Raw genomic sequence first — 25,564 nt, forward strand, 5'->3', positions numbered from 1 at the left:
TTGTCGAATTTGTCATCCTAAGGTAAACATTGCCATGCTAGTGGCCGATAATTACTTTGTTGACAATTTGGCAAGTCTATTTCTTTGCCGTTATACAGTCGTCACTACATAGTTGGAGGAGTTATTGCAGATGAAGAAATCGTGGCGTGAGAGAATGGGAACGGTGAATTGGAAAAAAGCGACCGATTCCGTGAACGGTCTATCCAAAAAAGTTGGAGGCCAGTTCAAAGACTCCAAATTCGAAAACCCGATTCGTTCCGTTGGAATGAAGCTGTTTTTGCTGATTTTTTGCAGCATTCTCGCATGCGTGCTTTCATTAGGTTGGTTCTCTTATTCCAAGTCCAGCTCGATCATTCAGCAGAAGGTATCCGATTCAAGCCAACAAACCGCGGTGCAGACGGCGGGTAAGATCGCTTTGCTGCTCGAAGGCTATGAAAGACAGTCTTTGCAGTTCATTACCGATTCGTCGTTCACCAAACTGTTGAGCACAATGGCCAATACGAAAGACGATTATGAGGCTTTCGACTCATCTAGACAGCTCACGGAAAAGATGGGCAGCGTGGCGATGGCCGATTCGAACTACGAATCGATCTCGCTGATCCCGGTAGACGGGAAGGGCCAGGCGCTGAGCACCGGAACCTCGGTAAACAAAGAAGGCTTATTGGAGCAACCATTTCTGCAGCAGGTTATCGAGGCCAACGGACGCGCGGTCTGGATTCCGACGCTTGCCAAAGGTGTAGACGGCACCCGAGGCACGCCGACGTTCGCATTGGCTCGCGTGCTTAATCAAGGAAAATCCTTTTTGATGATTTTGGAGATTAAAATTAAGACATTGGACGACGAGATGAAAACGGTGAACTTCGGTGAAGGAAGTTCTTCCTACATCGTCTCAAGCGACGGAACTATCGTATATGGGCCTAATGAAGAGGTTATGGGTGCCAAGTACGAGTACGAAGTACCTGGAGACGGAGAGTCCGCGACGATTGTCATGGACACGAAAACGTTGAGTTCGGCAGGCGAACTGAAAAACAACGGTTGGAAGTTGATCGGAAACATCCCGGTATCCGAGTTGGTCAAGGATGCCAAAGTGATCAGCAACCTGACATGGATTATGTCCTTAATCGCGGCGGTAATCGCCGGTGCAATCGGATTGATCGTTATGATGTCGGTAGGCCGTCCGCTCGCCCAATTGCGCACGCTGATGAACGAAGGCGAGCGCGGAAACTTGACCGTTCGGTCGACGATCCGGAAGAAAGACGAGATCGGCCAAGTATCCGACAGCTTTAACCGGATGATGGAAGAAATTACGGGACTCGTTCGCCAGACGAACCTATCTGCTCAGGAAGTGCTAGATACAGCTACTTCCCTCACCGACGCTTCCCGCAAAACGGCCGGAGCGGCGAAAGAAATCGCGATCGCGACCGAAGAGATCGCCAACGGGGCGACGAATCTCGCGGTAGAGTCGGAGAAGGGAACCGATTTGACGATCCAGATCGGAACTCAAGTTCAATCGGTTATCGATTCGAACTTCGAAATGGGACAATCCGCCAACGAAGTAGAAGAAGCGGGACGCACGGGTTCGGTATACATGGGTTCTTTGATCGAGAAAACGGGTCAAACCGAAGAAATGACGCGTTCGATGGTCGAAAAGGTAGACAAGCTGAAAGAAAGCACCGGATCGATCCGCAAAATTCTGGACGTGCTCGGCAATATCACGAAGCAAACGAATATTTTGTCCTTGAACGCGACGATCGAGGCGGCAAGAGCCGGCGCGGCGGGCAAAGGCTTCATGGTCGTCGCCGACGAGATCCGCAAACTCGCGGATCAATCTCGCGAATCGATCGGAGTCGTAGGCGGCATCGTCGAGAATATCGCTCGTGAGATCGACGAGACGGTCAGCGTTCTATCCGAAGCCTATCCGATCTTCCAGGAACAGATTGAATCCGTGCGCGAAGCGAACCAAATCTTCGTGACGGTTCAAGACAACATGGGCGGATTTATCCAACGGCTCGAATCGGCTACGGATTCCGTTCGCCAACTCGAAGACGCTCAGAACACGCTCTCGCTGGCAATGAGCAACGTCAGCGCGGTTGCCGAAGAAGCATCCGCGACGTCGGAAGAAGTCGCTTCTCTCAGTAACGAGCAACTGAACATCAGTGATGGTCTGGTACAGTTGTCCAATCGCCTAGAAGCGGTATCCGGCCAATTGCGTGAGTCGCTCAGCCGGTTTACAGTTTCTTAATTCGCGAAGGCTTATAAGCAGGCAGAGGAAGTTCCTCTGCCTGCTTTTTGTTATGCTGCGAAATGGAAATAATAGAGGAGTAAAATAACGAAGGGAGCCGTCGTTCATGAGACGCGTGCGGTCGATCAGAGGATTCCATGTCCTGTTGATGCTGGCAATATTGCTTGGAGTGGAAGGAGCGAGATTAGCCTGGATCCAGATGGGCTACGGAGGTCCTGGCTCCGCAAGCGTGAACGCGATCAGCCGCGGCGCCATACTGCAAAGAACGGACGACCTCGTCCTCGACAGCGGACGCGGGCGGTTTTTGGATCGGAAAGGCCGCCTCCTCGCTGGAGTTACGGTACAAGGGTTAGCCGCTTTCCCGGACAACGGAATGCCGCGGGGGCTGGATAAAGATATTCGCGCGCTCGCCGCATCCCTCGGCACGGATGCGGAGATGCTGGATAATTGGTTGACGGAACTGCGGGAACCGGGACTCTGGAAGGACGAACCGGGCTCGGGACGGGCGCTAGGTCTTACCGACGAACAAATCCGGCAGGTCGAAAGATCCGGTCTGCTCGGCGTATCCGTTCTCCCGTATGTCAATCGCTATCCGGCGGAGCTTGCCCCGCTGCACGCGATCGGTTACATCTCCCAGCATCCCGAACACGTTCTTCAAATCTACGGCAAACATATCGAACGCGGCCGAATGAACCTGACGAATCCGATCGGTGGAGCCGGGCTGGAAAAATCGTTGGACCGTTTCCTGCAGGGGAGAGCGCCAACGACGGTTAAACAGGTTACCGATGCGGCTAGACGCCCGCTTGAGGGGCTGGGACTTCGATTAACGTCGTCCCGCAACCCTCACTTCCCCGTGCACGTCACGACGACGCTCGATATGGATATCCAGCGTATTGCGGAAAACGTCATGAACAGGTACGGCATCGGCAAAGGCGCGGTCGTCGTGCTCGACGCGGCTAACGCGGACATTCTGGCGATGGTGTCGCTTCCCCGGCTGAATCCTTATCGTATTGGAGCCAAAGGGACCGATGAGCGCAATCACGCGGTGACCGCCGTTCCGCCTGGCTCCGTGTTTAAAACGGTGACGCTGGCGGCGGCTCTGGAGTCCGGCGTTACGGACTGGAAAGAAACGTTCTTTTGCGATGGGAAATATGGAAAGTACGGTCTGAAATGTTGGAAAAAAGGCGGTCACGGACATCTCACGCTGGAACAGGCATATGCAGAATCGTGCAACGTCGCCTTTGCTGGATTGGCGGAGCGACTGGATCCGGCCTGGCTGCAGATTACTGCAGAGCGTATGGGGCTCGGCAGGCAAATTGGATGGCATGCGAATAACTTCGTGGATGGCAAACCGCTTCGGCTGATCGAAGAGGAGGACGCGGGTACGATCTTTCTGAATAAGCAGATCGCCCGGGACGGCGGAGCGCGAGCAGGATCCGGGATCGGGCAGCGGGACGTGAGAATTACTCCGCTACAGGCGGCGAATATGGCGGTCACGATATTGCATGACGGCTATGTGTTTTCTCCCCGCCTTGTGAAAGATATCCGTTACGCGGACGGAGGATTGATGGCCGAACTAAAGACGCAGTCGTCCCCATCGAAATATGGGCGTATCGAATCAAGCACGGCTGCCCGCCTGAGGCAAGGGATGCTTGCGGTCGCACGAGAAGGCACGGCCGCGAGCGCGCTAAGCGGATCGGCGTGGACGCTCGCCGGAAAGTCGGGTACAGCCGAACTTGCTGGCAATCAAAAGGCCCGTAACGACCAATGGTTCGTCGGTTACGGGCCTGCGAAGGGAAAACCACATTATACTGTTGCCGTGCTGATCGAGGATCAGCCGGCCGGATTGCGCAATCGCGGAGCGACGTTGTTCGGCGCGATTATGGACGGGATTCGCCAGTTGGAGAAGAAGAATCGGCTGGCTGAGGAGCAAGCGGGTGAACGGTAAACTCTTCTTTCGGAAAACGTATCCATTTGTTAAAGTAACCTTGGTCGTACAAGGCTTTCAGCAAGATCATCAGAATCGGCGCCAGAATCAGTCCTGCTACGCCGAATAGCGACAGGGAAATCATCATGAAGGCAAGCATCGTAAAGGCGGATACGCCGACAGTCTGGCCGGTGATGCGCGGTTCGAGGAACTGCCGCGTGAGCGTGACGACTAGGAGCAAGGCGGTCAGCCAGATCGCAAGGGTCGTTTCACCCGTGACGAATAGATAGACGATCCAAGGAATAAATAAAGTATTAACACCAAGAAGCGGCAATATATCGAAAATGCCCGCGAGCAACGCGATGGAGAAGGCGTTGTCCACGCCAAGCGCCAATAATGCCGCGAATATGACGAGGAACGTAATGCTGATCAGCTTCCCTTGCGCCTTCAAGTAAGCGCCGATCCCTTTGAATACGTTGTTGCGCAAAAACTCGAAAGCGACCTTGAGCGTTTTCGGTGCGCGTTCTTTACTCAGCCTTTTCCAAGTTTCGATCTCCAGGCTTAAGAAATAAGCAAGTATGATCGCGATCGATAGATTGAGAATAAACGAAGAGAACGAGGTTAGGAGTCCGACCAGCCATTTCAGGAAGTTGCCTGCCCAATTCGCTCCGAGATCGGTGACGTAAGCAGTCGCTTCTGTTAATTTATCCGCAATTCCGGGAGGCAACGCTTCGATCTGATCCTGAAGATTTGTCGTAATCGCATTGACTTGATGTTCGAGCAGCTTCTGGTATTTGGGCAAATCGTCGGCAAGCTGCGTTATCTGAATCGTAAAAATGTAACCAAGCCCAAAGAAAGCGGCAAGGATGATCAAAGCAAAAAACAAAATGCTAATCCCGGTCGCAATCGACTTCGGGAGTCCGATTCGATTTAACCGTTTGGCGAGCGGTTCGATAATCCAAAAAACGACGAACGAGAGAAATACGGGCGTCGCGAGGTTATACAAATAGCTGAACACATACATCGTAACCCATACGGTGAGGACGATGACCCCGATATCGAAAACGGTCCTCCAATATTTCTGGTACAAAGACAACATCGACTAAGTCACCCTTTTCTGCGCTCGATTGCAGAGCAAGTCTATTCCATTTATCGCTTATTGTACACGAATGCAAAAAAGATGCCTATAAGAATGCCTATTTTCCGATCGAATATGTTAAAATAAAAGGCAAGCAAACGAACGCGTACATTATATTATGGCAAATCAAGTTGGTGGGGAAGGCATGGAAATCATCCTTTGGATCGGTTTTTATTTTTTGACTTTTTACGCTTTTTTGCCGGCTTTGGTGAGCCGGATTTTCGGTTTTAGGGTATTTACGAAAGGCAGATCGGACAGCGGAATCGCTCTGACGTTCGACGACGGACCGGATCCCGAATATACGCCCAAAATGCTCGATCTGCTGAAACGCCACGGCGCGAAAGCGACTTTTTTCGTAGTCGGGGAAAATGCGGAGAAGTATCCGGAGATCGTCGCGAGAATTCATGAGGAAGGTCATATTCTGGGCATACATAATTACGTCCATCATATGAACTGGTTCATGAGACCGAGCACAGTAAAGCGGCAGATCGACCAAACCTCGGATCTGATCAAACGCATTACGGGGACAAGACCGCTTTATTATCGCCCTCCTTGGGGGATTCTGAACGTATTCGACTATGCGAACCTGGGTTATCTTCAGATCGTCCTCTGGACGTCCCTTTTCGGGGATTGGAGAAAAAAAATCGGGCCGGATAAGCTCTACCGCCGCATGAAGCAGAAGCTGAAACCTGGCCAAGTGTTCTTGCTACACGACTGCGGCAGCACGTTCGGCGCGGATCGCGACGCTCCGGCCAATACGCTCTCCGCGCTGACGAAGATTTTGGATGACGGCAAGGAGAAGGGCTACCGGTTTATCGGCATCGACGAGATGATCGCGGTAACCGAGCAAGCGAAAAAGAAAAACAAATCCCGCCAGGCCGCGAAGGGATCCGAAGCGCGCGGCCAAGAAGAGCGCGTGGCTGAGCGCAAATCGTCCATCGGGCCGATCAAGAAAATCGTCGTCAGCTTGTGGATGTTATGGGAAAAGCTGTTCCATGTCCTGTTTAAGCTTCGTCCCGTCGGAGACGCGCATTTTTTCAATTATCGTGTTCGCCGCTATTCGGGTCCTCCGCTAGACTTGCGCAACGATCGCACGTTAAGATCGGGAGACCATATTATGGAGATCCATTTCGAGAATCAAATGCTGTTCGAGATGGGGATGAAATCGAAGACGTCACTGCAGCTCGCCATCCGCATCATTCGCGAGATCGAGAAAACGCTGCCGGATTTAGCCAGGGAGCTGGCCGTTGTGCCGAAGGGCGATCAGGTCAAAGCGCTGTACGGGGTATCCATGATTCATAGAGGTTCGGAGGGACTCGGGTTCGAGACGTTCGAGCTGCCTAAAGGACTGTTCGCGCGATTGACGAATGTGTACTTGCGTTTCTTGATTCGCGTTATCCACCCTACGGGCAACCAGAGAGTTCGCGAGCATAGCGACACGCTAAATCCGCGGATGCTGATCATGGAGCGCAATACGCTGCTCGAATGGGCGGACGAATCGAGGCCGAATCGCAGACCGAATCGCGAACGCCCGGTCGAGTCGAGTTTATAACGGTTTTCGGGTATGTATCTACTTCCGGTTGCTGCTTCGAGGTGTTGTAACGGTCTGCGGGACCGTTACAGAGCAAGCGGCCAGGGTTTTGGTGGTTGTAACGGTCTGCCGGACCGTTACAGGGCGAGTTGCCAGAGTTTTGGTGGCTGTAACGGTCTGCGGGACCGTTACAGAGCGAGTGGTCAGGGTATTGGTGGCTGTAACGGTCTGCGGGACCGTTACAGGGCGAGTTGCCAGAGTTTTGTTGGCTGTAACGGTCTGCGGGACCGTTACAGAGGGAGTGGCCAGGGTTTTGGTGGTTGTAACGGTCTGCCAGACCGTTACAGAGCGATCGGCCAGGGTTTTGGTGGTTGTAACGGTCTGCCAGACCGTTACAGAGCGAGTGGTCAGGGTTTAGGTGGCTGTAACGGTCTGCGGGACCGTTACAGAGCGAGTGGTCAGGGTTTAGGTGGCTGTAACGGTCTGCGGGACCGTTATAGTACCGAAAAAAAACTGGCGATACAGGGAATCCCTGTATCGCCAGTTTTTTTGCTTTACGATTAGAATTTCATGACGCCGCCTTGGCTTGCGTTCGTTACCATTGCGGAATAGCGGGCGAGGTAACCGCGCTTGATTTTCGGTTCGAAGCCTTTCCATTCGGAGCGGCGACGTTCCATTTCCTCGTCGCTTACTTCAAGCGTGATGGAACGGTTGTTCATGTCCAGCTCGATGATATCGCCGTCCTGGACGAACGCGATCGGACCGCCTTCCGCCGCTTCCGGGGAAATATGCCCGATGGCGATTCCGCGGGACGCGCCGGAGAAACGTCCGTCGGTAATGAGGCCGACTTTCGTTCCGAGGCCCATGCCGACGATCTGGGAGGTCGGGGCAAGCATTTCCGGCATGCCCGGGCCGCCTTTAGGTCCTTCGTAGCGAATAACGACGACATGGCCTTCTTTGACTTTGCCTTCGGCAAGGCCTTGCAGAACGGCTTCTTGGGAATCGAAGCAGATCGCAGGTCCACGGTGGTAACCGCCAACCGATTTGTCGACGGCGCCGACTTTGATGATCGAGCCGCCCGGCGCAAGGTTGCCGAACAGAACGGACAAGCCGCCTTCTTTGGTATGTGGGTCGTCGATCGGACGGATAACCGAGTGATCGGTGATTTCCGCGCCTTCGACGTTTTCGCGCAGCGTTTTGGCGGAGACGGTCAGAACTTCGCCCTTGAGGGCTCCTTCTTTCTTGAACAGCTCGTTGATAATCGCGCTTACGCCGCCCGCGTTATGCAGATCTTCGATGTGATGATCGGAGGCGGGAGCAAGCTTGGACAAGTAAGGGACGCGTTTCGCCACTTCGTTGATCCGCTCGATCGGATACTCGATGCCGGCTTCGTGAGCGAGCGCGAGCGTGTGCAGAACGGTATTCGTCGAACCGCCCATCGCCATGTCGAGCGCGAACGCGTTGTCGATCGAGTCCAGCGTGACGATGTCGCGCGGTTTGATGTCTTTCTTGATTAGTTCCATCAGTTGGGTAGCCGACTGTCTGACGAAATCGCGGCGTTCGGGAGCGACGGCGAGAATCGTGCCGTTGCCTGGAAGAGCTAGGCCGAGCACTTCCGCGAGACAGTTCATGGAGTTGGCAGTAAACATGCCGGAGCAGGAGCCACAGGTCGGGCAGCCGTATTGTTCGAGCTCGGTCAAGCTCTGCTCGTCAATCTTGCCGGTCATATATGCGCCGACGCCTTCGAATACGGATGTAAGCGAGATTGCGCGTCCATCCTTCGTACGTCCGGCTTTCATCGGTCCGCCGCTGACGAAGATCGTCGGAATGTTGACCCGCAGGGCGGCCATCATCATGCCGGGCGTGATTTTATCGCAGTTGGGAATACAGACCATTCCATCGAACCAGTGCGCGTTGACAACCGTCTCGACGGAATCCGCGATAATCTCGCGGCTCGCGAGCGAGTAGCGCATGCCGATGTGGCCCATCGCGATGCCATCGTCTACGCCGATTGTATTGAATTCGAAAGGTACGCCGCCAGCTTCGCGAATGGCGTCCTTGACGATTTTGCCGAATTCCTGCAAGTGGATATGGCCGGGAACGATATCGATGTAAGAATTGCAGACGGCGATAAACGGTTTCCCGAAATCCTCTTCCTTAACGCCGGCGGCACGCAGCAAGCTGCGGTGCGGTGCGCGGTCGAAGCCTTTGGTGATCATGTCTGAGCGCATTTTTTTGTTAGCCAACTATTAGTCCCCTCGCTTTCGGATAAACCGGAATGTTTTATCATATGATTTTAGCACAAATGCGGACGAATTGACTAGAATGGGCTTTCGGCTATGGTGAGGGAGCAAGCGCGATCGTGTGGCTTAACTATTCGTTGTCGCAAAATGCGGCAATGGTGCATCCGCAACGGGGTCGGAGCTTCTCATTGTCGCAAAATGCTGCAATGGCGCATCCGCACCGGGGTCGGAGCTTCTCATTGTCGCAAAATGCGGCAATGGTGTATCCGCAACGGGGTCGGAGCTTCTCATTGTCGCAAAATGCGGCAATGGTGCATCCGCAACGGGGTCGGAGCCTCTCATTGTCGTAAAATACTGCAATGGCGCATCCGCAACGGGGACGAAGCCTCTCATTGTCGCAAAAAGCGGCAATGACGGGTGTCAGTCCTCGGCATCAAAAATGGCGGCCGACCGGCCGCCATTTCTGCTATAGAATCGATTTTCGCGCATCAAAACTAATTGCTTTGATCAGTAAATAAATTGGCAAGACCAGCGAACGGCAAATTCTCGTAGTGCTCGGTTTTATATACGACTTCGCTTTCGATTTTCGATTCGTCCCCGAGCTTATTACGCTTAAACTGAAATTTATCGTAGAGCTTGACGAGAATATGAGCAGTGTTAACCGCGTCGTCCATGGCGCGATGATGGGAACCGCTGAACGGGATTTCCAGCAACTCCAGCGCGGATTTTAAGCCAACCTGCTGATGCTTCTCGAACTTGTATACTTTAGAGAGCATCTTCTGAAGATTGTTATGATTAACGACCCAGTCCGTGGGTATTTGCTGTTCGCGGCATTCTTGAACAAGCTGGCGCTGATCGTCCGGGCCCCATGCGCAAAGATAATATTCCTCTTGTCCGATCCATTCGACGAACTGCCGAATGACTTGGGGAAGGGTCTCGGCGCTGTTGACGTCGTCTTGTGAAATGCCGGTAAATTCGGTCGTATCCGACGACAGTTGGGGAACGATCGCTGGCTTGACGAACGACTGAAAAGTGGAGACAATTTGCGGTGCCCCATCGAACTCACTGACTTTCGCGGCACCGACTTCGATGATTTCCGCGATCTGGCCTTTTTTTCTCCGGACGGTCATTTCTAAGTCATATACAATAATGGTCACTTCAAGCACCTCTAAAACATTCCGATGTAAAATGCGTACCTTAGTTATTATAGACCTCAGATCGCCATTTGTCAGTGCGGGAATTGTTTTCTCTGAGAAAAAAGCCTGACGTATTTGGCGAGCAGGCTGCTGCTACAAGAGTATTATTGCTTATTAGCAGGGGAATCATCGGCATTGTTGAAATGTTAGATTAGGTCTGGGTATTTAATTGTATCCGTATGTACTTATGTTATGGCCAAGCTTTTTTAATAAAATGGAGTCGCAAGTAAGAAATGAACTATTTACCGATTTTTCCGTCTATTGTATGGAGTGCAAAAATGCTATGCGATAGGTGAGGGATGTCCATGAAAACGTTTTTGGATAAAAGATCTGTGACTAGCTTGGCAGTTGTGCTGCTCGCGTTCGTGGTCGTTCTTGTCGGCTGCGGCCAAACCTTGCCTTTATCAACGCCGGACTCATCGCCGTCCGCATCCGTATCAATCGACACGGTGGAAGATACCTTTTACTTGAATGAATCGGAAGGTTGGCGAGTCGATCTTACGCCCACGGGAATGTTTCACGAAGAGTTTCGAATATACAAAACGAACGATGGTGGAGAGACCTTCCAGCTCGTTAACGATTCTCAAAATAAAGGAAGCAAAACACCGGGCGGCATGCTGGCAGGAATGGCCTTCATCGACTCGGATCATGGATGGATCATCGCTAATGCGCCATGGCAAGGAAAAATCGGGTTGTTCCGAACGAAGGACGGCGGCGTGAGCTGGGACGAACAGCGGACGGGCGAAGTACCGAAGGCTTTTGCGGACCTCGAGATTCAATCGGACTCCTTAGCATTCTTGGACGCGCAAACCGGATTGATTCTCGCCCATGTTCCGATGGATAACAAAATATCGTTATTCTACCTCACGACAGATGCGGGAGAAACTTGGCATCCGATGGCCGACAAGCTGGAAGGAAGCGCGGAAGGGCTGGATTGGACGTTTGAGCGCAATCCGAACGGAAGCCTTCAGGGCAAGGTCCGTTATAACCATGATGAGTGGGAGACTGGCAAAGGCGTATGGAAGCGCGAATTCTTGCCTGGTGTGTTCATGACTGAAGACCAGTACGCGAGCGACAGCAAGAAGAAGAAACTCGCAGGTCTGGTAATTGAGAACTTGAAGACGATCATCGCGAAAGATTGGCAAGGCTTCGGCGCGAATATGGTATCGCCAGACTTGACCGATGCGATGCTAGTCGTGTTCGACAATTCGAATAAGTACCGCTTTATCCGCATCGATCAAATCTACCCGCTCGGAGACGATCCGAATCGGATGAACGTTAATGTCGTCGCCGAGGAGCAGACAGAGGACGGCACCATCCGAACGCGGAATATCACTTATACGCTGCGCCCCGACAAGAAGGGGGATTGGCATATCGCGGCAATCGATTGAACACATAGAGAATACCGGACTTTCATTTCTTCGCCTTATAAAACTCGTGATACAGCTTCATTAAAGCTCTTTTTTCAATCCTCGATACATACGAGCGAGAGATGCCGAGTTCCCGCGCAATCTCTCGCTGCGTCCGTTCATCCCCGCCGCCGTCCAGGCCGAATCGGCCGCGAATGACTTCCTGTTCGCGGTCGTCCAATATGTCCAGATTGCGATAGATTTTGCTTTTCTCGATTTTGAGCTCCACTTTGTCGACGACCTCGTCCGGTTCCGTACCCAGAATATCTTGCAGCGTAATTTCGTTGCCTTCTTTGTCCGTCCCTATCGGATCGTGGAGCGACACGTCTTTCCTTGTTTTCTTCAGAGAGCGTAGGTGCATCAGAATCTCGTTCTCGATACAGCGGGCAGCGAATGTCGCCAGCTTCGTTCCCTTGTTCGGCTGGAAGCTTTCGATCGCTTTAATAAGGCCGATCGTGCCGATGGAGATGAGATCCTCCAGATCCTCGCCGGTATTGTCGAACTTCTTGACGATGTGAGCCACCAGCCGCAGATTGTGTTCGATAAGCAAGTTGCGGGAAACGGGGTTCCCCTCCGCCAGCCGCTGCAGATGAAGAGCCTCTTCCTCGTCGGTAAGAGGTTGCGGGAACGCGTTGTTCTTTACATAAGAGACGAGAAGGGACAACTGCTTGAGGAACAAGGCAATCGATGTAAAAAAACCAGGCACGGGAAGGCCACCTCCGTTGGTAGGTTCAGCTCAGCTTGCGGAAAGAAGCATTACCATTGTATGTGGGTATTCGCCCAACCGTGCCTGTTCTATTCATGAAAGTAAAAAGGCCGAATGACAACACCCTCCAATGGGAAATAATGAACGCGACGATTACAGTCGATTTCCCTGGAGGTGTTTCCTGATATGGCCGTAAAAAGCGCGGGGAACGGACCGAAGGCTTATAAGCCCGTTTCCATGTCGTCCAAGGAGTATCAAGCGTTCGCCAAAGCTCGCGAACCCGCCCGTTCCGTCTGGAGCAACTGTCTGAGAGCATTTCTGGCAGGAGGGATCATCTGCACGATCGGGCAAGGCGTGACGCAGTTTTTTATAACCGTGTTCCACATGTCCTCCAAGGACGCCGGCAATCCGACGGTGGCGGTTATGATTCTGATTTCCGTCATTCTGACTAGTCTCGGGATCTACGACAAAATCGCCCAGTGGGCCGGGGCGGGAAGCGCGGTTCCGGTAACCGGCTTCGCCAATTCGATGTCCTCCGCAGCGATCGAGCATCGCAGCGAAGGACTCGTGCTCGGAGTAGGCGCGAATATGTTTAAGCTGGCCGGCTCGGTTATCGTGCTCGGCGTCGTCGCCGCTTTTGTCGTGGGGATTATTTATTGGATTTTCGGAATCGGGGCTTGGCATGATACTACAGGGTAAACGAACGTGGGTTTTCGATAAGCCGCCCGTCATTATCGCTGCCGGAACAGTCGTCGGACCTGACGAGGGTGAAGGGCCGCTGGCCGCCGATTTCGATCTGGTGCACCCGGATCTGGAGATGGGCCAGCCTACATGGGAGAAATCCGAGAAGCTCTTGATGGAGCAAGCGGCCGATATCGCGCTTCAGCACGCCAAGCTGACGAAGGATCGGTTGAACTTTTTCGTCGGCGGAGACCTGATGAATCAAATTATTAGCACGACATTCGCTGCCCGCACGGTAGGAGCGCCTTATATCGGCGTTTTCGGAGCCTGTTCCACCTCGATGGAGACGTTAGCGGTCGCTTCTTTGATGATCGGGACGGGCGCGGCCGAATTTGCGATGGCGGGCACTTGCAGCCATAACTGCACGGCCGAGAAACAATTCCGTTATCCAACGGAATACGGATCGCAGAAACCTCCGACCGCACAATATACGGTAACCGGAGCGGGCGCTTCCATCGTTGCGAGAGCCGGCGACGGACCGGTCGTCACGGCGGCCACGATCGGCAAAATCATGGATCTCGGTATTAAAGACCCGTTCAATATGGGATCCGCGATGGCTCCGGCAGCCGTGGATACGATACAGGGACATTTTCAAGATACGGGCCGTGAACCGGGGTATTACGATCTGATCGTCACCGGCGATCTGGCCGGCGTCGGACATCCCCTCGCGAGCGAGATGCTGAAACGAAACGGCGTTCCGATGGAGCAAACGAAGTTTCAGGATTGCGGGCTGATGATCTACGACGTGGAGAAACAAAAGGTGCAAGCGGGCGGAAGCGGCTGCGCGTGTTCCGCGGTCGTCGCTTACGGGCATCTGCTCAAGCGAATTCGCAAGGGGGAGCTCCGCCGGGTTCTCGTCGTTGCCACCGGAGCGCTACTGAGCCCGCTTTCGTATCAGCAGGGGGAAAGCATTCCTTGCGTGGCGCATGCGGTAGCGATCGAATCGTCGCATCCGGGATATCAAGGGGGTGTAACCGCATGATGACTTACGTCTGGGCATTCGTTGTCGGAGGAGGAATATGCGTCGTCGGCCAATTGCTGTTCGACGTTGCTAAGCTGACGCCTGCGCATACCATGTCGCTGCTTGTCGTTATAGGCGCTTTGCTCGATGCGGTCGGCTGGTACGATCCGCTCATCGATTTCGCCGGAGCCGGAGCGACCGTTCCGATTACGAGCTTCGGCAACGCTCTCGTGCACGGCGCGTTGACCGAGCTGCAGCAGGTCGGTTGGATCGGCGTCATTACGGGGATTTTCACCGTGACGAGCGCGGGCATATCAGCCGCAATCGTATTTTCCTTTCTGGCCGCGATCGCCGTTCGGCCGAAAGGATAACCATTATTTAAATGTTGGAAATTGTCCTTTACAGCCAAGCCCCGCAGGGTTTGGCTGTTTCTCTATGGATTTTTGGAAGAAACTAAAATTTACGATGCCATCCAAATTCCGGTATAATGAAAGAGGACAATATAAAACGACATCAAAGTAGAATCCATAGGAGGAACGGGAATGGATCATCATGCCGCGATGCAATTATTAGATCAAATCAGACAAAATATGGAATCCTGTGTTTACGGTAAAAAAGAGGAAATCGCCTCGATGCTTACGGCGATGCTTGCTGGCGGCCACGTGCTGATCGAGGATGTGCCGGGCACCGGCAAGACGCAACTGGTTAAATCGCTGGCCATGTCGATCGGCGGCGTATTTCATCGCATTCAATGTAATCCTGACTTATTGCCCACGGATATTACCGGGGTATCGATCTATCATCCGAAATTGGAGGAGTTCGTATTCAGGCCGGGACCGATCATGGCGAATCTGCTTTTAACTGACGAGATTAACCGGGCCACGACGAAGACGCAGTCCGCCTTGCTCGAAGCGATGGAAGAAAGGAAAGTATCCGTCGACGGGGAAACCCATGTTCTTCCGCACCCATTCATGTTATTCGCAACGCAAAACCCGATCGAATTCGAAGGCACTTACAGCTTGCCGGAAGCGCAACTGGATCGTTTTCTAATGAAAATCAATCTTGGATATCCGGACGAAGCTTCCGAGAAACGCCTTGTGTTGGAGCCGGGCGCGAGCCGCGCGGCCGAGTCTCTTCAGGCGGTCGCCACGGTGGAAGACGTCGCCCACATGCAGAAGCTCGCCGAGACCGTTCATCTGGAGTCGACGGTTGCCGATTATTTGATCGCTCTGATCCGCGGGACACGCCAGCATTCGGCCGTCCTGCTCGGGGCAAGTCCGCGCGCGGCCGTCGCGCTATCATCCGCAGCCAAGGCTTACGCTTTCCTGAACCATCGTTCCTTCGTCTTGCCGGACGACGTGAAAGCGATGGCTCCGCTCGTATTAAGCCATAGGCTGCATCTGCGTTCCGAAGCGCGCATGCACGGAACGACAACCGTTCAAGTGCTGCAGGACGTTCTCCGCCAGCTGCCGGTTCCCGTCGGGATGGAGCGATAATCATGCCGCGGCTGCACTTTTCGCGCGCTTTGTGGTTAAGCGCGATTTTATACTTCACTGCCCTCTTTTATTTGCTGTTCCAAGGCGGCAAAACGTCGCTGATGCTTTTCATGATCTTGAACGCCCTCGCCCTCTATTTGTTGCTTGGGCGTTGGAGCGGCATTACCGGCGTGCAGGGCGCGCGCTGGACGGAAACCGGCGTGGGCGGCTCGACGCTGCTCAGCGCAGGCACGAGGCTCCAAGTGAAGCTTAAGATGCAAATCCCGGGATTTTGGCCGCTTCCGTATGTTATCGTGAGAGAAAAACTGGTCCGCGCTTCGGGCGGCGAATCCCAACTGTACGAAATGTCGTTCGTGCCGGATTATCGCCGCAGGGGCGAAGTTCAATTCGAGACTGCGCCGTTGAGAAGAGGCAGATATCATTTTCATCGAACCGATTGTTCGACGAAGGACATTTTCGGATTGTTCGAGCATCGCGGTTTTTTCCAACAGCCTTTTCATATTCAAGTGATGCCTCGAACCGTGGAGATGAAGGATTGGCGTCTATTCCGCCGTTCGCAGCGCGGCGTTTTCCATCATACGCTGACGTCGTTATGGGCGAAGGAGACGACGCAGATCGACGGGGTACGAGAATATATTCACGGGGATCGACTGTCCCGGGTTCATTGGAACGCCACGGCTAAGACCGGGCAATGGAAATCGAAAGAATTCGAGCGGGAAGCTCTTCCCCGGGTCGTATTCGTGCTCGACCGGAATGCCCAATCGTACTTGAATGGAGATCAGTTCGAGCTTGCGGTATCCGTTGCGGCGTCATTGCTCGAACTAACGATCGCCAAGGGAATGCCGATCGGGTTCGTTTCTTCCGGGGCTGTCTCCAACTGGTACGGAGAAGGTAGAACACCGGTATCGCGGGACGATGTTTTTCAGCATCTGATTGATGTGGAAGCCGACGGGGAACACGCGATGGGCGATCTATTGTGTCAAGTCGCCGAACGTTTCGAGCCGGGCGTTCATATCGTCCTCATCAGCCCATCCGTGGACGATCGGACGATTAAAGCGATGGAAACGCTCGAGAGCAAGAGAATGGTTCCGAGCGTCATTCATATCGGACATAAGGTTTCGTCCGCGGACTTGGCGTCCAAACTTCGCCAATGGCACACATTGTGTCAAGCCAAGCAATGGGAGTTCACATCCGTGTCCGATCTGGACAAACTCCCCCAAGCATTAAGGGGGGGACAGGCATGATGCTAAAAATGGCAGGTCGAATATTACGCGGGGTGTTGACCGAACGTCTCCATCGTTTGCTTGCCATAATCGTGATTCTTCAATTGATTCAAATTTTCGGCGAGTATTGGTGGGAAGAAACGTATTCGATCATTTATGGAACTTTGACGGTAACTGCGGTTACCGAGCTGCTCATGACCAGGCTGTTATGGCTCAGGCTGACGGTACAGATCGTAGCCATCGCGGGCATGATCTTATGGAAAATACCGATTGTTTGGTATGGGGGACCGGAAAAATGGCGCGATTGGGGTCAGGTGAGCGAATTCGTATCGCTGCACGCAAGCCAATTTCATCCGTTCTTCGCGATAACCTTAGGCGTCGTACTGGCCGCGCACGTTATCGCTTGGATCGGTTCGCGCAAATTCGGTGCGATCGCCATTATCGTGCTTTCGATCGCCGCTATGGCGATCGCCGATTCGTTTTTCCCGCTCGAGCTTTGGCATAATATTGCGTGGGTCGTAGCTGCCGGACTGGCTTGGCTGGTCGTTCTCCATCTGGGGCAGCTTCGTCACCGCCATCCCGACAGTTGGGAGGCGCTCGCGGAACGACCGCTGGATATTGCGTTTCCGGCCATCCTTGTCATTACTCTCGTTCTGTTGACTGGTATTTTCATGCCGCGCGCTCCGGTTATTCTCGAAGATCCGTATACGGCTTGGACCGAAGCCCAAGGACGAGAGGTGCCTGCTTTCTCGGGAGAAGGCGGATTTCAGAGTGTCAGCATGCCAAGAAGCAATGGTTCGTCATTGTCTGGATACAGCAGGGATGATCGCAAGCTCGGCGGCGGGTTCCAGTTCGACTATTCGCCGGTCATGACAGTGACGACCTCCCAGCGCAGTTATTGGCGCGGGGAATCGAAGTCGGTCTACACCGGCAAAGGCTGGGCGGATGTTAAAAATCCTCGGCTGGTTTCAGCTACGATCGGCAAAGAAGCCGAACCTTTGGAACTCGATCCGCCGCGGGCCAAAGGCGTCGAGACCATCGAAGTCGTCCAGTCGGTCACCGTCGAACGCAAAGACAGGCTGCCGGTGCTATTCGCAGCCGGCCCCGCCAAAGCTGTAACCGAGCTTAAAAGCGACAATAACGCGGGGCTCAAATGGAATCCGCACGAATGGGAGCTCCGTTGGGACAAAACAGCGCGGGTGCAAAAGTACTCGGTCGTATCGGAGATCGCCGTACTCGACGAGGACGTGCTGCGCCAAATCGACACTTCCAAGAAAAGCAGCATCGATGTAAAGCCGTATCTGCAGATCCCCGATAGCGTACCGAAACGGGTGCGCGACTTGGCTGCGGAGCAAACCAGCGGATTATCGAACGATTACGATCGCGCGAAGAAGCTGGAACAGTTTTTAAAAGAAACTTTTCCGTATACGAACACGCCGGATCTGACCAAACAGAAAGATAGGGCGGACGGAGATTTCGTAGATTCGTTCTTGTTCGAAATCCAAGAGGGCTATTGCGACTACTTCTCGACATCGTTCGTTGTGATGGCCCGATCGATCGGATTGCCGACGAGGTGGGTAAAAGGATACACGGCCGGCTACGATCTCGCCGCGGAGGAACGGGAGCGCTACGGCGGCGGCTTCGGGCGAGCCCCGGATCCTACCGGCGCGGGAACGTATACGGTTCGCAATGCGGACGCGCACTCTTGGGCCGAAGTTTACTTCGAAGGGTACGGGTGGGTTCCGTTCGAACCGACTTCCGGTTTCTCGATCCCGCAGCCGCGTCCCGCGAGCAAGCCGATTCAATCGGATAAGGAGTTGCCGGTAGATACGGCGCCCGTCGAGAAGCCGGATTTAGCTAGCAAAGGAACGAACTGGATCGTTCTGGCCGGCGCGATCGGAATCGCTCTCGCGATTGCCTGCGGCGCGATCTTCGGATACAGAAGCAAGAAAATCAGGCAGTTGTGGAGCCGAATTCGTTACGGAGGCAACACTCCGAATGAACGGGTCGTGCGGGAAATGGAAAGGCTGCTCTCGTTCCTTCAGCGGCAAGGCATGCGGAGGGAATCGCACGAGACGATTCGGGAGAGCTTCACCCGGTGGGGGAACAAGTTCTCCTCGCTGCGCGGCGAGTTTGACGGCGCGGTGTCGTCTTTTGAAAGGGCAAGATATAGTAAAGATAAGGGCAATAGCCAATTGTTGTTGGAGTTTAACGAAGCCGCAGAAAAAATCCGCAAAGCCTTATAAATGGGTAAGACTTCGTTACCTGTGGCGGGGAACAGAATGCGAATATGGGAAAGCGCGGGTTGTCCGGGCTTTCCTGTTTTTTTTGCAAGGCCGTTTGGGGTATGGTATATTTTGAGGAAGATTAGGCGTATAGAGACAGGAGTTTTTATTGAAGATGTTCAAGCGTTTGCTTCCCGATCAGATCGTAAATACCGTTTACGATATCGATCTGAATGAATTGCGAGATCAGGGCGTTCGCGGCATTATTACGGATCTTGACAATACGCTCGTCAGCGCCAAAACCCCGCTGGCCACCCCCCAACTAATCGGTTGGCTGGATATGGTCAAGGAGCGGGGCTTTCAGGTTGTCATTCTTTCCAATAACAACAGCATGCGCGTAAGCAAATTCGCCGAACCGCTCGGCATCCCGTTCATCCCTTCCGCGCGCAAACCCGCGGGAGCGTCTTTTCGCCGGGCTTTGCAGCTCATGGGGCTCGAAGCGGATCAAGCCGTCGTCGTAGGCGACCAGATGCTGACCGACGTATTCGGCGGACGCCGCGCGGGGTTGCGTACGGTATTGGTGACTCCGATCGCCATTTCCGAAGAAGGCTGGGCGACGAGAATCAATCGCCGGATCGAGAAAATCGCGCTCGCGCGCCTGCGCAAAAAAGGACTTTGGCCGGAAAAGGGAGGACGCTGACATGACGCTGGACACCAAGAAACCTCCGCATTGCGCGGGCTGTGGAATCGCGCTGCAAAGCGAAGAGCAGGAGAAGCCGGGGTACGTTCCCGCTTCCTCGTTAAATAAAGAAGAAGCCGTATGCCGACGTTGTTTCCGAATTAAGAACTATAATGAAACCTCAAATGTCGCTGTCGATCAGGACGAATTCCTGAAGCTGCTCGGCGGCATTTCGTCGACGGACAGCCTGGTCGTTCACATCGTCGATCTGTTCGATTTCCAAGGCAGCCTAATATCGGGTTTGCAGCGTTTCGTTGGCCAGAATCCGGTGCTGCTGGTCGTCAACAAGATCGACCTGTTTCCGCCTGTAACGAATTGGAACAGGCTGCGGAATTGGGTGCAGAAGCAAGCCCGTGAAGAAGGACTCAAGGTCGCGGACGTCGTGTTGTGCAGCGCGCGCCGCAACATCGGCTTCGACCGCGTCGTGGAGGCGGTCAACGCATATCGGCAAGGCCGGGACGTCTATGTAGTCGGAGCGACCAACGTTGGGAAGAGTACGCTGATCAATCGTTTGATTTCCGACTACAGCGACCTGGAGCGGGAACTAACCGTATCCCGTTATCCGGGTACGACGCTCGATGCGGTGCATATTCCGCTTGACGACGGCAAGAGCATCATCGACACCCCGGGAATCGTGTACGCCTGGAGAATGTCGGAGATCGTGCCGCGCAAGGATTTGGCCTCGCTGTTGCCGGATAAACCGCTGAAGCCGATGACCTATCAGCTAAACGCTCAGCAAACGTTGTTCATAGGAGCTTTGGCGCGCTTCGATTTCATCGAAGGAGAAAGGCAATCTTTTACCGTTAACGTCTCAAGCGGACTTACGATTCACCGGACGAAGCTGGAACGAGCAGACGATCTTTACGCGCAACATCGCGGCGAGATGCTCAGCCCGCCGGCCAAAGAGGATTTGGACGAATTTCCGGCATGGACGCGGCATAGGTTGCGAATCGCTCCGAACACGAAGCAGGAAGTGTTCATCTCCGGCCTTGGCTGGATTCAAGCCAGCGGTAAAACGGGGGCCGTCGTCGATGTGCACGCGCCTAAGGGAATTAAAGTGATGCTAAGAGAGAGCATTCATTCGTAAGCCTCTTGATGGGAGAGGAGTGTCGATCATGGACAGTCATACATTATTATTCGGGGTGATCGGAGACCCCGTGCGTCATTCCAGGTCGCCGATCATGCTTAACCGCGCGTTTAGGGAAACCGGCGTGAACGGTGCCTACGCGGCGTTCCACGTCGTCCCCGGCCGATTGGAGCAGGCGATTGCCGGCGTGCGCGGCTTGGGGTTTAGGGGATTAAATGTGACGATCCCACACAAAGTCGAAGTCATGCCGTTCCTCGACGAGATCAGTGAAGGCGCGAAAGCGGCTGGGGCCGTAAATACGATCGTCAACGAGAACGGCCGGCTTATTGGATATAATACGGACGGCATCGGTTATGTCCGCTCGCTCAAGGAAGAGGCCGAGCCGGATTTGACCGGCAAAACGATCGTTGTGCTGGGCGCGGGAGGTGCGGCAAGAGGCATCCTGTGGGCGCTGGCGCAAGAGAAGCCTAAGGCGATTATCGTCGCCAACCGCACGGAAGCGAAAGCAGCGGAGCTGGCCGCCTCGTTCGATCCGGAGCTTCGCATCACCGCCGTCCCGTGGGACGGTCTTCGCGAAGTGTGCCGAGAGGCGGACGTCGTCGTGAATACGACTTCCGTAGGGATGTCGCCGAACGTCGATGCCTCTCCGATCGACGCGTCGTGGATGAAGCCGGGTGCCGTGGCCAGCGACTTGATCTACAATCCGCTCAAGACTTTGTTTCTTAAGCAGGCCGATCTGAACGGCTGTCGCGTTCACGGGGGTTTGGGCATGTTCATTTACCAAGGCGCGTACGCATTCGAGTATTGGACCGGAGAGCCTGCTCCCGTCTTGGCGATGCGCGAGTCCGTCCTGGCATCATTCGATTCCTAGGCCGTCCCGATGCGCATGAGTTTTAACTTATTCTCCGAACACAAATGATTTCTATAATAGAAAGCGGGAAAAACAAATGTTAACGGGAAAACAAAAACGCCACCTGAGATCGCTGGCGCATCACTTGACGCCGATCTTCCAGGTCGGCAAAGGCGGCGTCAACGACAACCTGATCCGCCATATCGAAGAAGCGATCGAAGTGCGCGAGTTGATCAAAGTGTCCGTACTGACGAATAACGACGACGATCCACGCGAGATCGGCGCCGAGCTCGCCGGGAAATCGGGTTGCGAGCTCGTTCAAGTCATCGGCAAAACGATCGTCCTGTACAAGGAGTCCGTCGACCATAAAGAGATCGTGCTTCCTCGATAACAATGACGGAAGGCGGGGATAACTTATGGGCAGAATCGGTTTGCTCGGCGGAACATTCGACCCGGTGCATTTCGGCCATCTGCTGGCGGCTCAAGCCGCTATTGAAGGGGCGCGGCTCGATGAAGTATGGTTTATTCCGACCGCCATTCCTCCACATAAGCCTGGGCCCGGGACGAACGGGGAGCGACGGCGCAGCATGCTTGAGGCGGCTATCGCGGATAATCCGTTATTCCGGGTCGAAGATATCGAGCTGCAGAGGGAAGGCACCTCCTATACGATCGACACCGTGACCGCGCTGCGGGAACGGCATCCGGAGGCGGAGTTTTTCTGGATCGTCGGTTCGGACATGGTGAAGGATTTGCCGAATTGGCGGCGAATCGCCGAGCTAACGCGGCAGGTATCGTTCATCGGACTGGAAAGACCGGATCAGCCGAGCGATGACGACTTGTTGCCCGTTTATATCCGCAGTCGCTTAATCCGTGCGGTTATGCCCCCGATCGGCATCTCGTCAACCGATATTCGTCGGAGGCTGCGGGAAGGACGCCCCGTTCGATACTTGCTTCCGGATCCGGTCATCGACTTTATTCAAAGGAATGGCTTATATGAATCTTGAGCAGCTAAAGGAAGCGACCAGGCGGCAGATGCCCGAGAAAAGATGGAAGCATACGCTAGGCGTCGTTGATACCGCAATCGCACTCGCTGAACGATATGGCGGTGACGCGGAGCGGGCGGAGCTTGCCGCTCTGCTGCACGATTATTCCAAAGCGTGGGCGATCGACCGGATGGAGACGATCATTCGCGAGCAGGGGCTGCCTCCGGAGTTGCTGGAATACGACAAAGAGTTGTGGCATGCGCACGTCGGCGCGTGGGCGGTGCAGGCCGAACATGGCATAACCGACGAAGAAGTGCTGAACGCGATACGCTACCATACGTCAGGTCGCGAACGGATGACGAAGCTGGACAAAATCGTCTGCTTAGCGGACTATATCGAACCGGGACGCGACTTTCCCGGAGTGGATCACCTGCGGGAACTGGCGAACGTCGGCTTGGAGGAAGCGCTGGCCGCCGCTTTCGGTTCGACCATCACTGTATTGGTCGAGAGGGGCAAGCGTATTTTTCCGTTAACCGTTGCCGCACGGAACGATCTGATTAAGCAAATCAAACAAACACAAAAATAAATAAACATTACGGAGGCCGAGATATGGCAGGAAGTTCGGATCAATTGTTGAAAACGGTCATTAACGCCGCAGAAGAAAAAAAAGCACACGATCTCGTGGCATTAAATCTGCAAGGGATTTCCCTCGTTGCGGATTATTTCGTGATTTGTCACGGGAATTCGGATACGCAAGTATTGTCGATCGCGACGGAAATCCGCAAAACCGCGGAAATGGCGGGTCATAACGTTCGCATCGAGGGACAGGATACGGCACGCTGGGTGCTCGTTGATATGGGAGACGTCGTCGCTCATATCTTCCACCGCGACGAACGGGAATATTATCACCTCGAGCGTCTGTGGTCCGACGCGAAGGCTGTGGAAATCGTATGAATTTGACCGCCGGGACCTTGCAGAGATTGTGGGTTCGTAGGGAAGTTTCTCCTTATGGCTGGTTCCTCGGCTTTGGTCCGGAAGACGGTCCGGAGGTTCATCTTCCATACGGAGAGGCGATGGGCGAACGGCCGGAAGTCGCTTCCGAGATCGAAGTGTTCCTGTTCCATGACGACAAGGAGCGGATTACGGCCACGCTGCGCAAGCCATTGATTACGCTCGGGGAGATGGCGAGGCTTGAAGTCGCGGATTTTCACCCGAACTACGGTTTTTTTCTGGAAATGGGGATCGGGCGCCAGCTCTTGCTGCCGCTTAAGCAATTTCCCGCGGAACGCAAGAACGTATGGCCGCAGACGGGGGACGAGCTATTCGTTGTCATGAAGCACGACAAAGAAGGGCGTATGCTCGCGCGGCTCGCCAAGATCGATGATTTGGCCCCCGATGTATTTCGCGCGCCTTCTTCGTGGCAAGGCGAGTGGAAGGAAGGCTGGGTGACGGACGTGTTCCGCGATGGCGTATTTACGCTGGTCGAAGGAGGCATCCTCGGTTTCGGGGCGCTCGGCTACATCAATGAAGCTACCATGGTTCATCCATTGCGCATTGGACAGAAGTTCAGGGCCCGCGTTACGCAAGTTCGCGAAGACGGCCGGGTCTCGCTCAGCATCCGAGCAAGCAAAGAAGTCGGAAGGCTGGAGGATGCGGACCGCATTCTTGCGTTCCTAAAGGAACGTCCGGGCGGAGCGATGCCCTATTCGGACCAGACGAGCGCCGAAGATATCCAACGGCGCTTCCAGCTCAGCAAATCCGCTTTCAAGCGGGCGCTAGGCAAGCTGATGAAAGACGGCTTGATCGTGCAGAAAGGCAACTGGACGCATTTGACTTTGGTTGAAGACGATCGACCGAAAGATCAAGCAACCCGCGAGGACGATCAATAAACGATCAAACCGATATGCGATCATAGAAAACGGACCGGAGGAACGACGATGCGCACATACCGACAGTTCGCCGCCGTCTACGACCGGTTGATGGAAGATATGCCGTATTCCGATTGGATGAGTTTCGCGCGCCGCTGTTGGGACCGTTACGGGATTCCGCATACGGTCGTCGATCTCGGATGCGGAACGGGCAATTTAACGATCCCTTTGGCGCGTTCTGGCTTTAGCGTGTTCGGGATCGACATCTCCACGGAAATGCTGTCGGTCGCCCGAAACAAATGGGACGGACCGTCTTCCCGCGGGAGCTACCGGGACGAGCCGGGAACGATCCGCTGGCTTCAGCAGGATATGCGGGATTGGGAACTTCCTCACCCGGTGGACGCGGTAATCAGCTTCTGCGATTGCCTGAATTATTTGACCGATCCGGAGGATGTTACGGCAACGATCCAACGGACATACGAGGGACTGGCTCCTGGCGGCCTGTTTCTGTTCGACATGCATTCGCCTCGCCAACTCGAGAGATATGCGGAAGAGCAGCCGTTCGTATACGACGAAGCGGATATTGCTTACTTATGGGTGAGCGAATACGACGAAGAACGGATGGAAATCGAGCACGCTCTTACTTTTTTCATTCGGGAGGAGCAGACTTCCAGAGGAGAGGCGTTGTACAGCCGTTTCGAGGAATCGCACGTGCAGAGGGCTTACAATCCGGATTGGGTCGAGAAGCAGTTGACGGCGACCGGGTTTGAGCTCCTTCATCGCGTGGCCGACTTTACATGGGACAAGCCGAGCGAGGAATCGGAAAGGCTGTTTTTCGTCGCTCGGAAGCCGGAGTAAGGGAAATAGGAAAGAGAAGACTCCTCTCGTGTCCGACTTGACACGGATCGCGGGAATTGGCTATAATCATGGCATACTTTGGCTGAGAAAAGGATCAGTACTCGTCAGACGTTATCCCAGAGAGCCGGCGGTCGGTGCAAG

General features: G+C 54.1%; 24 protein-coding genes and 1 other annotated feature (1 of these 25 only partly in view). Of the genes, 20 read left to right on the forward strand and 4 right to left on the reverse strand.

Annotation, left to right across the window (positions count from 1 at the left end):
- Positions 1 to 130: 130 nt before the first annotated feature.
- Together FPZ45_RS10575 and FPZ45_RS10580 are read left to right on the forward strand one after the other, a co-directional pair.
- Positions 131 to 2,242 (forward strand): methyl-accepting chemotaxis protein, encoded by a 2,112-nt coding sequence (locus FPZ45_RS10575; RefSeq protein WP_246120409.1) that lies wholly within the window; start codon positions 131 to 133, stop codon positions 2,240 to 2,242.
- A 106-nt stretch (positions 2,243 to 2,348) separates the two neighbouring features.
- Positions 2,349 to 4,190, forward strand: coding sequence for a peptidoglycan D,D-transpeptidase FtsI family protein (locus tag FPZ45_RS10580; RefSeq protein ID WP_144701056.1), 1,842 nt, complete (start codon positions 2,349 to 2,351; stop codon positions 4,188 to 4,190).
- On the opposite strand, the gene FPZ45_RS10585 is transcribed toward FPZ45_RS10580, so the two are convergent.
- Positions 4,123 to 5,268 (reverse strand): AI-2E family transporter, encoded by a 1,146-nt coding sequence (locus FPZ45_RS10585; protein WP_144701057.1) that lies wholly within the window; start codon positions 5,266 to 5,268, stop codon positions 4,123 to 4,125. The genes FPZ45_RS10580 and FPZ45_RS10585 overlap by 68 nt on opposite strands.
- 184 nt (positions 5,269 to 5,452) lie before the next feature.
- Here FPZ45_RS10585 and FPZ45_RS10590 point away from each other — a divergent pair, with 184 nt between their 5' ends.
- Together FPZ45_RS10590 and FPZ45_RS10595 are read left to right on the forward strand one after the other, a co-directional pair.
- Positions 5,453 to 6,859 carry a polysaccharide deacetylase family protein gene (locus FPZ45_RS10590; protein WP_144701059.1) on the forward strand — a complete coding sequence of 469 codons (1,407 nt, stop codon included), beginning with the start codon at positions 5,453 to 5,455 and terminating at the stop codon, positions 6,857 to 6,859.
- Between the two features lie 88 nt (positions 6,860 to 6,947).
- Positions 6,948 to 7,256: a hypothetical protein gene (locus tag FPZ45_RS10595; RefSeq protein ID WP_186438340.1), complete on the forward strand. Its 309-nt coding sequence runs from the start codon at positions 6,948 to 6,950 to the stop codon at positions 7,254 to 7,256.
- 142 nt (positions 7,257 to 7,398) lie between these two features.
- Here FPZ45_RS10595 and ilvD read toward each other — a convergent pair whose 3' ends face one another.
- Both ilvD and FPZ45_RS10605 read right to left on the reverse strand, forming a co-directional pair.
- Positions 7,399 to 9,069, reverse strand: a complete 1,671-nt coding sequence (ilvD, locus tag FPZ45_RS10600; RefSeq protein ID WP_144701581.1) for a dihydroxy-acid dehydratase — start codon at positions 9,067 to 9,069, stop codon at positions 7,399 to 7,401.
- 506 nt (positions 9,070 to 9,575) lie between these two features.
- A complete protein-coding gene (locus tag FPZ45_RS10605) occupies positions 9,576 to 10,238 on the reverse strand; it encodes a 3'-5' exonuclease (protein ID WP_144701063.1) in 663 nt (220 codons plus the stop codon).
- Positions 10,239 to 10,582: 344 nt separating this feature from the next.
- Between FPZ45_RS10605 and FPZ45_RS10610 the strand changes: the two genes are divergently transcribed.
- Positions 10,583 to 11,668 carry a WD40/YVTN/BNR-like repeat-containing protein gene (locus FPZ45_RS10610; protein WP_144701065.1) on the forward strand — a complete coding sequence of 362 codons (1,086 nt, stop codon included), beginning with the start codon at positions 10,583 to 10,585 and terminating at the stop codon, positions 11,666 to 11,668.
- Between the two features lie 22 nt (positions 11,669 to 11,690).
- Here the strand turns inward: FPZ45_RS10610 and sigK are convergent, their stop codons facing one another.
- Positions 11,691 to 12,392 carry an RNA polymerase sporulation sigma factor SigK gene (gene sigK, locus FPZ45_RS10615; RefSeq protein WP_144701067.1) on the reverse strand — a complete coding sequence of 234 codons (702 nt, stop codon included), beginning with the start codon at positions 12,390 to 12,392 and terminating at the stop codon, positions 11,691 to 11,693.
- A 186-nt stretch (positions 12,393 to 12,578) separates the two neighbouring features.
- Here sigK and spoVAC point away from each other — a divergent pair, with 186 nt between their 5' ends.
- The 15 genes from spoVAC to FPZ45_RS10690 all read left to right on the forward strand — a co-directional run bounded on the left by spoVAC (position 12,579) and on the right by FPZ45_RS10690 (position 25,423).
- Positions 12,579 to 13,091, forward strand: a complete 513-nt coding sequence (spoVAC, locus tag FPZ45_RS10620; RefSeq protein WP_144701070.1) for a stage V sporulation protein AC — start codon at positions 12,579 to 12,581, stop codon at positions 13,089 to 13,091.
- A complete protein-coding gene (spoVAD, locus tag FPZ45_RS10625; protein WP_186438353.1) occupies positions 13,078 to 14,115 on the forward strand; it encodes a stage V sporulation protein AD in 1,038 nt (345 codons plus the stop codon). Before spoVAC ends, spoVAD begins: the two co-directional genes overlap by 14 nt.
- Positions 14,115 to 14,465 carry a stage V sporulation protein AE gene (spoVAE, locus tag FPZ45_RS10630; RefSeq protein ID WP_144701584.1) on the forward strand — a complete coding sequence of 117 codons (351 nt, stop codon included), beginning with the start codon at positions 14,115 to 14,117 and terminating at the stop codon, positions 14,463 to 14,465. Before spoVAD ends, spoVAE begins: the two co-directional genes overlap by 1 nt.
- A 171-nt stretch (positions 14,466 to 14,636) precedes the next feature.
- Positions 14,637 to 15,590, forward strand: a complete 954-nt coding sequence (locus FPZ45_RS10635) for an AAA family ATPase (RefSeq protein WP_144701074.1) — start codon at positions 14,637 to 14,639, stop codon at positions 15,588 to 15,590.
- A 2-nt stretch (positions 15,591 to 15,592) separates the two neighbouring features.
- Positions 15,593 to 16,834, forward strand: coding sequence for a DUF58 domain-containing protein (locus FPZ45_RS10640; RefSeq protein ID WP_144701076.1), 1,242 nt, complete (start codon positions 15,593 to 15,595; stop codon positions 16,832 to 16,834).
- Entirely contained in the window at positions 16,831 to 19,059 is a 2,229-nt protein-coding gene (locus FPZ45_RS10645) for a transglutaminase TgpA family protein (protein ID WP_186438341.1), read from the forward strand. The genes FPZ45_RS10640 and FPZ45_RS10645 overlap by 4 nt, the downstream gene beginning before the upstream one ends.
- 154 nt (positions 19,060 to 19,213) lie before the next feature.
- On the forward strand, positions 19,214 to 19,738 hold the full coding sequence (locus FPZ45_RS10650) for a YqeG family HAD IIIA-type phosphatase (protein WP_144701080.1): 525 nt from the start codon (positions 19,214 to 19,216) through the stop codon (positions 19,736 to 19,738).
- 1 nt (position 19,739) lies between these two features.
- On the forward strand, positions 19,740 to 20,864 hold the full coding sequence (gene yqeH, locus FPZ45_RS10655) for a ribosome biogenesis GTPase YqeH (RefSeq protein ID WP_144701082.1): 1,125 nt from the start codon (positions 19,740 to 19,742) through the stop codon (positions 20,862 to 20,864).
- Between the two features lie 28 nt (positions 20,865 to 20,892).
- Positions 20,893 to 21,735 carry a shikimate dehydrogenase gene (gene aroE / locus FPZ45_RS10660; RefSeq protein ID WP_144701084.1) on the forward strand — a complete coding sequence of 281 codons (843 nt, stop codon included), beginning with the start codon at positions 20,893 to 20,895 and terminating at the stop codon, positions 21,733 to 21,735.
- Between the two features lie 76 nt (positions 21,736 to 21,811).
- Positions 21,812 to 22,105 carry a ribosome assembly RNA-binding protein YhbY gene (gene yhbY, locus FPZ45_RS10665; RefSeq protein ID WP_144701086.1) on the forward strand — a complete coding sequence of 98 codons (294 nt, stop codon included), beginning with the start codon at positions 21,812 to 21,814 and terminating at the stop codon, positions 22,103 to 22,105.
- A gap of 25 nt (positions 22,106 to 22,130) precedes the next feature.
- Positions 22,131 to 22,718: a nicotinate-nucleotide adenylyltransferase gene (gene nadD, locus FPZ45_RS10670; RefSeq protein WP_144701088.1), complete on the forward strand. Its 588-nt coding sequence runs from the start codon at positions 22,131 to 22,133 to the stop codon at positions 22,716 to 22,718.
- Positions 22,708 to 23,283, forward strand: coding sequence for a bis(5'-nucleosyl)-tetraphosphatase (symmetrical) YqeK (gene yqeK, locus FPZ45_RS10675; protein WP_144701090.1), 576 nt, complete (start codon positions 22,708 to 22,710; stop codon positions 23,281 to 23,283). The genes nadD and yqeK overlap by 11 nt, the downstream gene beginning before the upstream one ends.
- Positions 23,284 to 23,306: 23 nt before the next feature.
- Positions 23,307 to 23,651, forward strand: a complete 345-nt coding sequence (gene rsfS / locus FPZ45_RS10680) for a ribosome silencing factor (protein WP_144701091.1) — start codon at positions 23,307 to 23,309, stop codon at positions 23,649 to 23,651.
- The gene (locus FPZ45_RS10685) at positions 23,648 to 24,586 is read left to right on the forward strand and encodes a CvfB family protein (protein ID WP_144701093.1); all 939 of its coding nucleotides are present in this window, start codon (positions 23,648 to 23,650) and stop codon (positions 24,584 to 24,586) included. Before rsfS ends, FPZ45_RS10685 begins: the two co-directional genes overlap by 4 nt.
- A 48-nt stretch (positions 24,587 to 24,634) precedes the next feature.
- Positions 24,635 to 25,423 (forward strand): class I SAM-dependent DNA methyltransferase, encoded by a 789-nt coding sequence (locus FPZ45_RS10690; RefSeq protein WP_144701095.1) that lies wholly within the window; start codon positions 24,635 to 24,637, stop codon positions 25,421 to 25,423.
- A gap of 75 nt (positions 25,424 to 25,498) precedes the next feature.
- Positions 25,499 to 25,564 (forward strand) — a binding site (T-box leader); it runs 177 nt beyond the window's last position.

This window comes from Cohnella terricola, from assembly GCF_007786475.1.
Classification (GTDB): domain Bacteria; phylum Bacillota; class Bacilli; order Paenibacillales; family Paenibacillaceae; genus Cohnella; species Cohnella terricola.

Coding starts and splice junctions, on each gene's coding strand:
- yqeK (WP_144701090.1), top strand. CDS start 22,708: ATGAATCTTGAGCAGCTAAAGGAAGCGACCAGGCGGCAGATGCCCGAG.
- ilvD (WP_144701581.1), bottom strand. CDS start 9,069: ATGCGCTCAGACATGATCACCAAAGGCTTCGACCGCGCACCGCACCGC.
- FPZ45_RS10645 (WP_186438341.1), top strand. CDS start 16,831: ATGATGCTAAAAATGGCAGGTCGAATATTACGCGGGGTGTTGACCGAA.
- FPZ45_RS10585 (WP_144701057.1), bottom strand. CDS start 5,268: ATGTTGTCTTTGTACCAGAAATATTGGAGGACCGTTTTCGATATCGGG.
- FPZ45_RS10690 (WP_144701095.1), top strand. CDS start 24,635: ATGCGCACATACCGACAGTTCGCCGCCGTCTACGACCGGTTGATGGAA.
- spoVAE (WP_144701584.1), top strand. CDS start 14,115: ATGACTTACGTCTGGGCATTCGTTGTCGGAGGAGGAATATGCGTCGTC.
- yhbY (WP_144701086.1), top strand. CDS start 21,812: ATGTTAACGGGAAAACAAAAACGCCACCTGAGATCGCTGGCGCATCAC.
- nadD (WP_144701088.1), top strand. CDS start 22,131: ATGGGCAGAATCGGTTTGCTCGGCGGAACATTCGACCCGGTGCATTTC.
- rsfS (WP_144701091.1), top strand. CDS start 23,307: ATGGCAGGAAGTTCGGATCAATTGTTGAAAACGGTCATTAACGCCGCA.
- FPZ45_RS10590 (WP_144701059.1), top strand. CDS start 5,453: ATGGAAATCATCCTTTGGATCGGTTTTTATTTTTTGACTTTTTACGCT.
- FPZ45_RS10610 (WP_144701065.1), top strand. CDS start 10,583: ATGAAAACGTTTTTGGATAAAAGATCTGTGACTAGCTTGGCAGTTGTG.
- FPZ45_RS10635 (WP_144701074.1), top strand. CDS start 14,637: ATGGATCATCATGCCGCGATGCAATTATTAGATCAAATCAGACAAAAT.
- spoVAC (WP_144701070.1), top strand. CDS start 12,579: ATGGCCGTAAAAAGCGCGGGGAACGGACCGAAGGCTTATAAGCCCGTT.
- FPZ45_RS10575 (WP_246120409.1), top strand. CDS start 131: ATGAAGAAATCGTGGCGTGAGAGAATGGGAACGGTGAATTGGAAAAAA.
- FPZ45_RS10580 (WP_144701056.1), top strand. CDS start 2,349: ATGAGACGCGTGCGGTCGATCAGAGGATTCCATGTCCTGTTGATGCTG.
- aroE (WP_144701084.1), top strand. CDS start 20,893: ATGGACAGTCATACATTATTATTCGGGGTGATCGGAGACCCCGTGCGT.
- FPZ45_RS10685 (WP_144701093.1), top strand. CDS start 23,648: ATGAATTTGACCGCCGGGACCTTGCAGAGATTGTGGGTTCGTAGGGAA.
- yqeH (WP_144701082.1), top strand. CDS start 19,740: ATGACGCTGGACACCAAGAAACCTCCGCATTGCGCGGGCTGTGGAATC.
- FPZ45_RS10640 (WP_144701076.1), top strand. CDS start 15,593: ATGCCGCGGCTGCACTTTTCGCGCGCTTTGTGGTTAAGCGCGATTTTA.
- FPZ45_RS10650 (WP_144701080.1), top strand. CDS start 19,214: ATGTTCAAGCGTTTGCTTCCCGATCAGATCGTAAATACCGTTTACGAT.